Annotated in this window: 11 protein-coding genes; 5 read left to right on the top strand and 6 right to left on the bottom strand. The window is 29.3% G+C overall.

The features are described 5' to 3' along the window. Positions 1-2400 (top strand): TonB-dependent receptor, encoded by a 2400-nt coding sequence (locus BXQ17_RS04615; RefSeq protein WP_077809522.1) that lies wholly within the window; start codon positions 1-3, stop codon positions 2398-2400. A 67-nt stretch (positions 2401-2467) separates the two neighbouring features. Continuing rightward, positions 2468-3943 (top strand): IMP dehydrogenase, encoded by a 1476-nt coding sequence (guaB, locus tag BXQ17_RS04610; RefSeq protein ID WP_077809521.1) that lies wholly within the window; start codon positions 2468-2470, stop codon positions 3941-3943. Positions 3944-3998: 55 nt separating this feature from the next. On the opposite strand, the gene BXQ17_RS04605 is transcribed toward guaB, so the two are convergent. Beyond that, positions 3999-4517, bottom strand: coding sequence for a VOC family protein (locus tag BXQ17_RS04605; protein ID WP_077809520.1), 519 nt, complete (start codon positions 4515-4517; stop codon positions 3999-4001). Positions 4518-4636: 119 nt separating this feature from the next. Here BXQ17_RS04605 and BXQ17_RS04600 point away from each other — a divergent pair, with 119 nt between their 5' ends. After that, positions 4637-4948 carry a helix-turn-helix domain-containing protein gene (locus BXQ17_RS04600; RefSeq protein ID WP_077809519.1) on the top strand — a complete coding sequence of 104 codons (312 nt, stop codon included), beginning with the start codon at positions 4637-4639 and terminating at the stop codon, positions 4946-4948. A 51-nt stretch (positions 4949-4999) separates the two neighbouring features. On the opposite strand, the gene BXQ17_RS04595 is transcribed toward BXQ17_RS04600, so the two are convergent. Next, complete coding sequence (locus BXQ17_RS04595) at positions 5000-6844, bottom strand: cystathionine beta-synthase (RefSeq protein WP_077809518.1); 1845 nt, start codon at positions 6842-6844, stop codon at positions 5000-5002. A 198-nt stretch (positions 6845-7042) separates the two neighbouring features. On the opposite strand from BXQ17_RS04595, the gene BXQ17_RS04590 reads away from it, so the two are divergent. Both BXQ17_RS04590 and BXQ17_RS04585 read left to right on the top strand, forming a co-directional pair. Next, positions 7043-9541, top strand: a complete 2499-nt coding sequence (locus BXQ17_RS04590) for a M14 family metallopeptidase (RefSeq protein ID WP_077809517.1) — start codon at positions 7043-7045, stop codon at positions 9539-9541. A 121-nt stretch (positions 9542-9662) separates the two neighbouring features. Further along, positions 9663-9821, top strand: coding sequence for a YqaE/Pmp3 family membrane protein (locus tag BXQ17_RS04585; RefSeq protein ID WP_077809516.1), 159 nt, complete (start codon positions 9663-9665; stop codon positions 9819-9821). 8 nt (positions 9822-9829) lie between these two features. Here BXQ17_RS04585 and BXQ17_RS04580 read toward each other — a convergent pair whose 3' ends face one another. From BXQ17_RS04580 to BXQ17_RS04565, 4 genes are all read right to left on the bottom strand, one after another. Next, positions 9830-10171 carry a tRNA-binding protein gene (locus BXQ17_RS04580; RefSeq protein WP_077809515.1) on the bottom strand — a complete coding sequence of 114 codons (342 nt, stop codon included), beginning with the start codon at positions 10169-10171 and terminating at the stop codon, positions 9830-9832. 4 nt (positions 10172-10175) lie between these two features. Continuing rightward, entirely contained in the window at positions 10176-10637 is a 462-nt protein-coding gene (locus BXQ17_RS04575; protein WP_077809514.1) for a DUF962 domain-containing protein, read from the bottom strand. Between the two features lie 65 nt (positions 10638-10702). Beyond that, entirely contained in the window at positions 10703-11239 is a 537-nt protein-coding gene (locus BXQ17_RS04570; RefSeq protein WP_077809513.1) for a YfiT family bacillithiol transferase, read from the bottom strand. Positions 11240-11242: 3 nt separating this feature from the next. Next, positions 11243-11920 (bottom strand): lipopolysaccharide assembly protein LapB, encoded by a 678-nt coding sequence (locus BXQ17_RS04565; RefSeq protein WP_077809512.1) that lies wholly within the window; start codon positions 11918-11920, stop codon positions 11243-11245. Positions 11921-12232: the final 312 nt, after the last annotated feature.

Here is a 12232-nt window from a genome sequence, read left to right as displayed (position 1 = left end):
ATGAACAATAAAATACTTATTATAAGTTTACTGTTTTTTCAAACAATCATATTTGGTCAGAATAAAGTAAATGGTTCTGTAAATACAGCAACAAATAAACCTCTTAAAAATGTGCAAGTTTATAACGAAATGGGCGGTTTGTTAGCAGAAACAAATGCTTTAGGTGAGTTTAAATTTACTACAGAAAAAACAAAACTGCCATTAATTTTTTATGCAGAAGGATATAAAATTAAAAATGTTTTTGTAGAATTAAATAAATTTCAAAATTTAAAAATTGTTTTAAATATTTTTTCAGAAGATTTATCAGAAATTCAAATTAAAGCAAGAAAAGAAAGAGTTTTCGAATTAAAACGATTAAAAGATGTAGAAGGAACTTCTATTTTTGCCGGAAAAAAGACAGAAGTTATTCTTGTAAACCAATCTACTGCAAATGTGGCAACAAATAATGCTCGTCAAATTTTTAATCAAATTGCAGGTTTAAATATTTATCAAAACGACGATGCAGGTTTGCAATTAAATATTGGCGGTAGAGGATTAGACCCTAACAGAACTGCAAATTTTAATACTAGACAAAACGGCTATGATATTAGTGCAGATGTATTAGGCTACCCAGAAAGCTATTATACACCTGCAGCAGAAAGTTTAGCAGAAATACAAGTTATTAGAGGTGCAGCTTCTTTACAATACGGAACCCAATTTGGTGGTTTGGTTAATTTTGTCACTAAAAAGCCAACTAAAAACCAAGAAATTATTTTTAGAAATACTATAGGTAGTAATGGTTTGTTTACAAATTTTACAAGTTTAAGTGATACGCAAGGTAAATGGAGTTATTATACATTTATAAATTATAAAAAAGGAGACGGATTTAGACCAAATTCTAATTTCGAATCTAAAAATGCGTTTTTACATTTAGGATATCAATTTAATTTAAAAAGTAAACTTTCTTTAGAAATAACTGTTTTAGATTATTTGGCACAACAAGCAGGTGGTTTAACAGATGCTATGTTTAACGAAGATCCTTATCAAAGTAATAGAGCCCGTAATTGGTTTCAAGTACAATGGTTACTTTATAATTTAAAATGGGAACATTTATTTTCTGACAATACTAATTTTTCTTTTAATTTCTTCGGATTAGATGCTTCTCGAGACGCCATTGGTTTTAGAACAAATCGAGTAAACCAAGTAGATCCTGGTTCTGAAAGAGATTTAATTAAAGGAACTTTTAAGAACTTTGGTTTTGAAACTAGATTATTAAGTAAATACTCTTTGTTTGATAAAAAGGCAACTTTTTTAATTGGCTCAAAATTTTACAAAGCCAATAATACGAATATGCAAGGTCCTGGTTCTAATAATTCAGATGCAGATTTTGAATATTATAATAACGAATATCCAAATTATCCGCGTCAATCTGATAGTAAATTTCCGAATTTAAACGTTTCATTATTCGGAGAAAATATTGTGTATTTAAATGATAAATGGTCTGTTACACCGGGTGTTAGATTCGAATACATCAATACAAAAAGAGACGAAATCATTAAAGATATTGTAACCGATGCCGCAGGTAATGTAATTAACGACAATCTTAGAGAAGAAAAAGAAACAAATGAAAGGACTTTTCTTTTGTTAGGTGTTGGTACGAGTTATAAAAAATCGAAAGCATTAGAATTTTATGGAAATATTTCTCAAAACTATAGATCTGTAACTTTTTCAGATATCAGTACAGCAAATCCTGCTTTCGAAATATCACCAGATATTACAGATGAAAAAGGTTTTACTATTGATGCAGGTTTTAGAGGTAATTTTAAAAACTATTTTTCTTATGATGCCAATATTTTCGAACTTTTTTACAACGATAGAATAAATATTTATACAAGAGATGATGGAAAAGCAGAACGAGATAATATTGGTGATGCTAGAATTTTAGGTGTCGAAAGTTTGGTAGATTTTAATTTAAAAAAGTTGTTTCAAATGAATTCTAAATTTGTTTTTAATTACTTTATAAATTCATCATTTATTACATCAGAATATACAAAATCAGAAAAAAACGGTGTAGTTGGTAATGAAGTCGAATTTATACCAAATGTTAATATTAAAACAGGATTTAAATTTGGATATAATAACTTTATAGCAAGTTTGCAATATTCATATTTATCTAGACAATTTTCTGATGCAACAAATGCCTCTGGCGGAAGCATAAGTGGTGTAACCGGAGAAATACCTGCTTATAGTATTTTAGACTTTTCTACTTCTTATAAATATAAGTTTGCAAAATTAGAAGCAGGTGTAAATAATTTATTAGATAATGCCTACTTTACAAGAAGAGCAACAGGTTATCCAGGGCCTGGTATTATAACATCTGCGCCAAGAAATTATTACGTAGGTTTAGAATTAAAATTCTAATCTTTAATATAGGTTTAAAGTCAATAAATAATTGTAAATTTGCTCGCAATTATATCTTAATTGCAACATGACAGCACACAACAACAAAATTTTAGGAGAAGGTTTAACGTATGATGACGTTTTATTAGTTCCGGCTTTTTCAGAAGTCCTTCCAAGAGAAGTAAGTATTCAAACAAAATTTACTAAAAATATTACTATAAATGTACCAATAGCTTCTGCAGCTATGGATACTGTAACAGAATCTGCCTTAGCAATTGCTATTGCCAGAGAAGGTGGTATTGGTGTTTTACATAAAAACATGACTATCGAGCAGCAAGCGCAAGAAGTTAGAAGAGTAAAAAGAGCAGAATCTGGTATGATTTTAGATCCTGTAACTTTACCTTTAACAGCTACTGTTTTAGATGCAAAAGCTCATATGAAAGAGCATAGCATTGGTGGTATTCCTATTGTAGATGATAACGGAATTTTAAAAGGTATTGTTACCAATAGAGATTTACGTTTCGAGCACAATGCAACAAGACCAATTATTGAAGTAATGACAAGCGAAAACTTGGTTACTGCAGATGTTGGTACTTCTTTAAACGATGCAGAAAAAATATTACAAAATTATAAAATTGAAAAACTTTTAATTGTTGATGAAAATTACAAATTAAAAGGATTAATTACTTTTAGAGATATTACTAAAGTTACGCAAAAACCAATTGCAAATAAAGACTCTTATGGTAGATTAAGAGTTGCTGCAGCTTTAGGTGTTACAGGTGATGCTGTAGATAGAGCAGAAGCATTAGTTAATGCTGGCGTAGATGCAGTTATTATTGATACTGCACATGGACATACAAAAGGTGTTGTAACTGTTTTAAAACAGGTTAAGGGCAAGTTTCCAGAATTGGATGTAGTTGTAGGTAATATTGCAACTGGTGCAGCTGCTAAATATTTAGTAGAAGCAGGTGCAGATGCTGTAAAAGTTGGTATTGGCCCAGGTTCAATCTGTACAACAAGAGTTGTTGCTGGTGTAGGTTTTCCTCAGTTTTCTGCAGTTTTAGAAGTTGCAGCAGCTATTAAAGGAAGTGGTGTACCAGTGATTGCAGATGGAGGAATTCGTTATACAGGAGACATTCCTAAGGCAATTGCTGCAGGAGCAGATTGTGTAATGTTAGGATCTTTATTAGCAGGTACAAAAGAATCTCCAGGAGAAACTATTATTTACGAAGGTAGAAAGTTTAAATCTTATAGAGGTATGGGATCTGTAGAAGCGATGAAACAAGGTTCTAAAGATAGATATTTTCAGGATGTAGAAGCAGATATTAAAAAGCTTGTACCAGAAGGAATTGTAGGTAGAGTTCCTTATAAAGGAGATTTAGATGAAAGTATTCATCAATTTGTTGGTGGTTTAAGAGCTGGTATGGGATATTGTGGTGCAAAAGATATCGAAACTCTTAAAGAAACTGGTCAGTTTGTAAGAATTACGGCAAGCGGAATTAACGAAAGTCATCCTCATGATGTTGCAATTACAAAAGAATCTCCTAACTATAGTAGAAGATAATTTTTAAAAAGTATATATTTAAAGCTCAAGATGTAAAGTCTTGAGCTTTTTTCTTTTAGATATACTCTGTATATACTCTAGAAGAATAAGTTAATTCGTAACTATGTGTGTAAATTTCAAACACAATTCCGAAAGGATCCTCTACATAACACATTTTAAAAGGTTTGTCTTTTGGATAGTACTCTCTAATTGGCATTCGTTGTTTTCCTCCGTAAGAAATAATTTTTTCAATCAATTCTTCGATATTAGGATCTTGAACACAAAAATGAAATAAACCTGTATTAAATGGATTAAATTCTGGTGCTTCTTTAATTCCGTTAGGAAAAGAAAATAGTTCAACTCCAATTCCGTCTGAAGTTGCTAAATGTGCAATCTCAAAAGAGGTCCAATCGTTACCAAAAACATCTATACACATTTGCCCAATAGCTGTTTCTGTTTCTTTTTTTATTTCTGATGGCTGCATTATAACGTACCAACCCATAACTTCAGAATAAAATTCTACAGCTTTATTTATATCTGGTACAGTAATACCAATATGAGAAAATGACTTCGGATAGTTTTTTGATTCTTTCATGTTGTTAATTTAAGTTGTAAAATTCGTATATATTTGTCAGATAGACAATAACTTACCTAAAAGTAGTATAGTTACTAAAAGGAGTAAAATATTGATTTTTAGATTTTTAATTTTAAATTATGATTGAAAATAAATTCAAATGTCCGCTAAATTATACGATGAGTTTATTAGGTACTAAATGGAAACCTTTAGTGTTATTCCATTTATTAGAAGGAGGATTAAGGTCTGGTGTTTTGCAAAAGCATATAGAAGGAATTTCTAATAAAATGTTTACGCAAACAGTAAGAGAATTAGAAAAAGACGAATTGATTACTCGAAAAATATTTCCTGTTGTTCCTCCAAAGGTTGAATATGCTTTAACCGAAAAAGGAAAAACTTTAGAACATATTTTAAGAAGCTTAGACCGTTGGGGAACAGAAAATTATAAATAAAAAAAAGCCTAAGAATCAGTTCTTAGGCTTGGGTTTTTCGATTAGTTTTCTTTAAATACTATCTACAAATTTTTGAAATACTTTTTTATGTAATTCTAAATTTAGGTTTGCAGACAAGGCAACACGTGCAATGTAATCTTTGTCACCTTCTTTTGTGGTTCCTTGTGTAGAAGTTGCAGGAATCGTCCAATAACAGCCTTTTAATTGTCCGTAACTAACACAATATTTGCTTTCATCCGGAATTTCTGTAATCATTAAATTTATCAACTTTAAATTCAATGCTCTCTTGTAAGCTTCTCTTTCTTCATCAGAATTACCTTTTGTTGGTAAATCTAAAGAAAACACAGACGGTGTAAAACCTTCTTTAGCCAATGCTTCTGAAACAAAATTAATTTTAGCTTCTGGTAAAACTTCTTGAATAAAGTTTACAAATTCTCTAGTGTTTGTGTATGCATCAGCAATTCTTTGATTCATAGAAGGCAATTGCTTAGCCAAAATTTCATATTGATGTGCTGTAGCTTCATTATCACATAATTCTAAATGAGTATGAATTTTATCAATAAGTTTTTCAGTTTTATCATTACCAACACAATAACCTGCTGTACATTTTCCTCCGCTAGGAAATTTAGACCCACTTGCGTAAGAAATTGTTCTTACGGTAGATAAGATTTTTCCTTCACCTAAAAACAATACATTTGGGCAAAAAGTTTGATCTAATATAAATACAGGATCAACGGCAATAGAACCATTTTCTGTTTTTCTTTCTTTGCTTAAAACTTCTTTTAAAGCTAATAATTCTGGTACTTCAACTCTAGGATTTGTAGGTATTTCTGCAATAATATAAGGTACAGCATCTTGTTTAGCAATCTTATTTAAAACGGTATCAATACTTTTAACCATATCATTATCACCATCTACCGGTAAATCTACAACTTCTACAAAATCTAAACATGCAGCAACACGTCTTGCTTGGTCATTCGTTCCTCCGTAACAATTTGGTGGTACTATAAATTTAATAGCTTTTCCTTTATGATTTTCTAAAGCATTGTCTACTAATCCCATCATTATAGCATATTGAATAGACAAACCGCTAGAACCAACAACAGGTTTTAAATTTGTACCTGTTATACTTTTAATTTCTTCTAAAACGGATGCTTTATCATTAAGATTTACTTTACTTTTTTCAGATATATTAACATTATCAGTTAAAATTTGTAAAGCATTTAAGGTATTTGCAGGCGTCATTGCAACAGTTTCTCTTCTTCTTACATGCTGAATTTCGGAAATATATTCTTCATTTTCTGTTCCGTTAACAACTAAAATACTTCCTAACTCTTGGTAAAGATTCAAATAAAAATCAATGTTTTTATGCATTGTTAATTCGCCAATTTCAGAATTTGAAACAACCAAAATAGTGCTACCATCAAAAGGAGAAATAGAATTTAAATCTTCAATTTTTTGAGTTTCGAATGTGTAACCGTAAACTGTTTTTATCATTTCTGATGAAAAAGATTGAGGAAAACTATCTGTATATAAGATTCTTGTATTTTTATGATCGATTAAGTTTTTTCTTAAAACGGCAAGAATGGGTGTAGTTTTAGATGAAAAACTGATAACATTCGAGGCGTCTAAGTTATTTAACTTTGCTATAGACCATTCTAAAACACAAGATAAAGGATGTCCTAATCTAATATAATCGTATGCCGTTGGCAAAAGATCTAAAGCAGATTGATCTGAATTATTAGCTTCATATAGTTTTTCGAAATGCTCTAAAAACTGAGTTTTAGCTAATTCCTCATTATAAATATCTAATCGATGCGTTGTTAAATTTAGCCAATTACTAGGCATATTATTTACTACGCTTTTAATATAATTTATGGTTTTATTGTCTTGCATAATCTTCACTTAAAAATAGGATTGCAATTTACGTTAAATTGCGTTATTTCTTAAAAATATTAAGACGATTTACATCAATTAAACTTACCAATTATTTGCAGTTTTAACCATTTTATTAAAAAGAAGTTAATAAGTTGTTAAAGAATATCATTAAAATTAACGAATCCTTATATTTGTTAGATAACCAACTTTTAATTTATGAAAAAAATTATATTATTTTTCCTGTTTATTTCAATAACAGTTTCTGCTCAAAAAGTAGATTTATCTTATTATTTATCAAAAGACGTTTCTTATAATTCAGCAATACCTACGCCGTCATCAGTAATTGGTCATGAAGTAGGAGAGTGGCACATTACTCATGATAAATTATCAGAATACATGAAAGCTTTAGCGGCTTCTTCAGATAGAATTTCAATAGAGAAAAGAGGTAAAACTTACGAAGACAGACAATTGTATTTATTAACGATTACATCTCCTAAAAATCATCAAAATTTAGAAGAAATTAGAAAAAATCATATCGATGCTACAAACAATAGTAACGTAGATGTTAGCAATAACAAAATTGTGGTGTATCAAGGTTTTTCTATACATGGTAATGAAGCAAGTGGTTCTAATGCTGCATTAGCAGTAGCTTACTATTTGGCTGCGGCACAAGGAAGTGAAATAGACGATTTACTAGAAAATACTGTAATTTTATTCGACCCTTCTTTAAATCCTGACGGATTGCAACGTTTTGCATATTGGGCAAATACTAACAGAAGTAAAAATATAAATCCAGATCCAAACGACAGAGAATATTCAGAAATTTGGCCTAGAGGAAGAACAAATCACTATCAGTTTGATATGAATAGAGATTGGTTGCCTGTGCAATTGCCAGAAAGTAAAGCAAGAATTGCTACTTTTCATAAATGGTTGCCAAATGTTTTAACAGATCATCATGAAATGGGAAGTAATTCTAGTTTCTTTTTTCAACCAGGAGTTCCATCTAGAACCAACCCTTTAACACCAAAATTGAATCAAGAATTAACGAAAGAAATAGGTTCTTATCATGCAAAAGCTTTAGACAAAATAGGTTCTTTATATTATTCTGAAGAAAGTTACGATGATTTTTACTATGGTAAAGGTTCTACTTTTCCAGACATTAATGGTAGTATTGGTATTTTATTTGAACAAGGCAGTTCTAGAGGTCATGCTCAAGAAACAATAAACGGAGTGTTAACGTTTCCGTTTACTATTAGAAATCAATTTACAGCAGCATTATCTACTTTAGAAGCAAGTAGAAAAATGAGAGTTAAAATTTTAAAATATCAGCAAGATTTTTACAAAGAATCTAGAAATTCGGGTAGTAATAAGGCAATTGTTTTTGGTGATGAAAAAGATGCAGCAAAAAGTTTTCATTTAGCAGAAGTTTTAAAGAATCAGAAAATAAAAATTCATGAAGTAAAATCTGATTTTACGCAAAACGGAAAGAAGTTTAAAAAAGGTTACAGTTACGTTGTGCCAATGAATCAAAAAAATCAAAGATTGGTAAAAGCAATGTTTGATGTTAGAACTTCTTTTGCAGATAGTTTGTTTTATGATGTTTCTGCATGGACATTTAACCATGCATTTGGTGTAGATTATGCAGAAAATATTTCTTTATCAAAAGCAGGAAAAGAAATAACAAATTTAAAGATGAAACAAGGTGTTGTTTCTTCTAAAAGTGAATATGGATATTTAATGCCATGGAACGAATATTATGCACCAAAAGCGTTAAATGAAATTTTACAAAAAGGAATTCGTGCAAAAGTTTCTATGAAAAACTTTACAAACGGAAATACTTCTTATGATTACGGAACGGTATTTATTCCGGTTCAAAATCAAAGTTTAAACGCATCAGAATTATATGTGTTCTTACAAAAGGTTGCTAAGAATAGTAATATTTCTATGGATGGTGTTATAACAGGTTTAAACGAAGGAATAGATTTAGGAAGTAACAATTTTAGAAACATTAAAAAGCAAAAAGTTGCTATGTTGGTTGGCGATGGAATAACAGGAAATGATTCTGGAGAAATTTGGCATTTATTAGATCAAAGATTCGATATTGCTTTAACGCGATTAGATATGAGAGGTTTTGATAGAGTAGATATTTCTAAGTACACTTCTATTATTATACCAAGTAGTTATAATTTAGGTAAAAGTGCAGAAGAAAAATTAAAAGTTTGGGTAAGAAACGGTGGTGTTTTAATTGGTTACAAAAACACGGCAAGATGGTTGGCTAGAAGTAAATTTATCAACTTAGAATTTGTAAATGCTGAAGTTGCACCTGCAGAAAATGTTACGTTTGAAAATCGTAGTTTAAAATCTGGAGCACAAGTAATTGGTGGTGCAATTTTTGAAGCGGATATAGATAGATCACATCCGGTTAACTTTGGTTATAAAAATGATAAAGTAGCTTTATTCAGAAATTCGACGATGTTTATTAAAGCAGATAAAAATAGCTATAACAACCCAATTCAATATACAAACAAACCGTTATTAAGTGGTTATATTTCGAAAGAGAATGCCAAAGTAATTGGTAAAACAATACCTTTTAAAACCCAAAGAATGGGTAGAGGAAAAGTAATTGTATTTACAGATAATACCAACTTTAGAGCATTTTGGTACGGTACAAATAAGTTATTAATGAATGCTATTTTCTTTGGAGATAAAATGTAAATTACATTTATAATAAAATAAAAAGTGATAGAAAGTTTAATTATTAAACTTTCTATCACTTTTTTTATGTAACAATTTTAATTGGTAATCGTCTTAATTATAGAACCAACAAAATTGTATTATGAGTTTTTTTAGAGTATTATTTGCTATTATTTTTCCGCCATTATCTGTAATTGATAAAGGTTGCGGATCTTTCTTTATCATTTTTTTATTAACGCTTTGTGGCTGGATTCCTGGAGTTATAGGAGCTTTAGTAATTTTAAATAACCCAAACAAATAAATACTTAATTAAGAAATTTGCTCTCCGTTTTTAATTTCTTTAGAAGGTTTTAGAAGTACAACATTTCCTTTTACATTATAGACACCAATAACTAAAACTTCGCTCATAAAATTAGCAATCTGTCTTGGTTTAAAATTTACAATTGCAGAAATTTGTTTGTTTAAAAGTTCTTCCTTGGTATACAAATCAGTTATTTGAGCGCTAGATTTTTTTATACCCAAAGCACCAAAATCTATTTTAAGTTGATATGCAGGTTTTTTAGCTTTCGGAAAATCGTTAACTTCTATAATTGTACCTATTCTTATATCAACTTTTAAAAAATCTTCAAAAGTTATTTCTTTGTTCTGCATTTTTTTATTTTTTACCTATTTTTTGAATTACCCATAACGGACCAATTAATAAAAATTGTAAATCTTTGGCAAAAGAAGGTTTTTTACCTTCAACTTTATGTCCCCAAAACTGTCCAATCCAAGCTAATACAAATATGGTTATAGATGCATATAATAGATTAAAATTATTTCCTAACCAATAATTTCCAATAACCGATAATAAAATTACAAATAGCATTTCTACAAAATACCAAAAACCTAATTGTAAATAAAAAAGAGAAATAACCAAACCAATTACAACTGCCCAATTTTCGATTAAAGGATTATAAAGGCCAATTGTATTTTCTAAAAAAGTTGTTGGTATACTCATTAATAAACCAATAACACTAAAAAATATTAAAGGCACACAAATATAATGTACCATTTGATTTGTTTCATTTTGATGACTTACAGCGTATTCATCAAACCATTGTTGTGCATTTTTCATTGTTTTTCTATAAAATTAGAACTCGTAATATAGTTATTTTTATAGAAATGAGATATTAAATTTTTTTATTGCCAACCTTCTCTTAGCATTAATTGTTCTATATGCGCATAATGATGCAAACAATGCCACGCGTAAATACCTATATTTTCTTGCAGTGTGACTACGTCTTTACTAGCTGGATGCGTAAATTTTCTTAATAATTCTTTTTTAGATAAACCTTTTAATAAATAAACCCATTTTGCATGTAAAGCTTTTAGGGCGTCCAAAGACAAAGAAACTGGAGCAGATTTAGTATCGTGTAATTCTGCCCAACGTTCTTCAAAATAAGCTTTAATTTCTGGATTTTCTTCTGTTAAAGCCCATTTAAAACGTATGTAAGAATTATGATGACTATCATAACAATGATGAATTACTTGTCTAACTGTCCAGCCATCTTTTCTGTATGGAGTATCAAGTTGATTTTCGGATAAATCTTTTGTCAAAAATTCTAATTCATGCGGAAATCTTTCTAGAACAGAAATCCATTCTTCTAAATCTTTATCAGTAATAGAAGTTGGTAGTTTTGTTTTTCCTATCGGATATTTTAATTTTTCTAAATCCATTTACTATTTCATAATTTTTTTTAAGTTTCTTAAAGCACCTTTATTTTCAGAATTAATTGATAGTGCTTTTTTATAGTTTATAATTGCATTTGTAGTATCTTTATTAGATAAATATGCCTCTGCCAAACTATCAAAAGTATTAGAACTATTGCTGTGTAAAACGGTATTAATTTTAAAAATCTCTATCGCTTTTTCAAATTCCTTTTCTCTAAGGTAGCTATAGCCAATACCGTTTATTTCATACTCTCTAATAACAGGATTTAAAGAATCTTGTTTTTTAATTTTTAAGTAACCTTCTAATGCTTTTTTGTATTCTTTGTTCGCAAAGTACTCATGCGGAGTTTTTTCGTTGGCAGCCATTTTTTTAAAATGATACTTTACACCTTTATGTTCAGTTTTTTCTGCTAACTTAATTTGAATAGTAGGTTCTGTTATAAAAATCATTTTTTCATTCATCTCTTTCATATAGAAAGATTTTTCACTAACCTTTAAAGGTTTAATATCATCTCTACCTCTCCATTTTACATAAAGTTCTTGTTCTTTAAAGTAAACTTCTAAAACTTCGTTGGCATTAAAAAGATAACGACCTTCTGCTTTATTTATAAATTCTTCAGAATTTTTAGAAGAAGAGCAGCTGATACATAAACTGAGTAAGAATAAAATTAATATAGATTTTTTCATGGTTAAATTGGTTAGTTTTAGAGATAAGACGATTCAAAGAAGGATATTGTTACAACAATAATCAGTTTTCTTAAAATTAACATATCCAATATAGTAAAATAGCTTTAAAAGATAATTTTAAGGTAAATGTAATTAATTTCTTGATTTTTAAAGGTGTAAAAAATGATTCCGTTTGTTTGTATTTTACTTCGGATTTACTTTATATAATTATAATTGATAGAAACTTTCAAATATTAGACATCGTATTTTAATTTGATTTAAATATCTGAATTTTAATCAGTTAAAAAAGACTTTAACATTTGGGTATAATGC

The sequence above is a fragment of the Polaribacter sp. BM10 genome, from assembly GCF_002005425.1.
In the GTDB taxonomy this organism is placed as follows: Bacteria; Bacteroidota; Bacteroidia; order Flavobacteriales; family Flavobacteriaceae; genus Polaribacter; species Polaribacter marinaquae.
This window is presented reverse-complemented; position numbering and strand designations above follow the sequence as displayed.

Bases quoted from the DNA above. Each gene is read 5' to 3' on its own strand.
- BXQ17_RS04615 (WP_077809522.1), top strand. From the start codon at position 1: ATGAACAATAAAATACTTATTATAAGTTTACTGTTTTTTCAAACAATC.
- BXQ17_RS04580 (WP_077809515.1), bottom strand. From the start codon at position 10,171: ATGCAGAACAAAGAAATAACTTTTGAAGATTTTTTAAAAGTTGATATA.
- BXQ17_RS04575 (WP_077809514.1), bottom strand. From the start codon at position 10,637: ATGAAAAATGCACAACAATGGTTTGATGAATACGCTGTAAGTCATCAA.
- BXQ17_RS04600 (WP_077809519.1), top strand. From the start codon at position 4,637: ATGATTGAAAATAAATTCAAATGTCCGCTAAATTATACGATGAGTTTA.
- BXQ17_RS04595 (WP_077809518.1), bottom strand. From the start codon at position 6,844: ATGCAAGACAATAAAACCATAAATTATATTAAAAGCGTAGTAAATAAT.
- BXQ17_RS04590 (WP_077809517.1), top strand. From the start codon at position 7,043: ATGAAAAAAATTATATTATTTTTCCTGTTTATTTCAATAACAGTTTCT.
- BXQ17_RS04605 (WP_077809520.1), bottom strand. From the start codon at position 4,517: ATGAAAGAATCAAAAAACTATCCGAAGTCATTTTCTCATATTGGTATT.
- BXQ17_RS04570 (WP_077809513.1), bottom strand. From the start codon at position 11,239: ATGGATTTAGAAAAATTAAAATATCCGATAGGAAAAACAAAACTACCA.
- guaB (WP_077809521.1), top strand. From the start codon at position 2,468: ATGACAGCACACAACAACAAAATTTTAGGAGAAGGTTTAACGTATGAT.
- BXQ17_RS04565 (WP_077809512.1), bottom strand. From the start codon at position 11,920: ATGAAAAAATCTATATTAATTTTATTCTTACTCAGTTTATGTATCAGC.
- BXQ17_RS04585 (WP_077809516.1), top strand. From the start codon at position 9,663: ATGAGTTTTTTTAGAGTATTATTTGCTATTATTTTTCCGCCATTATCT.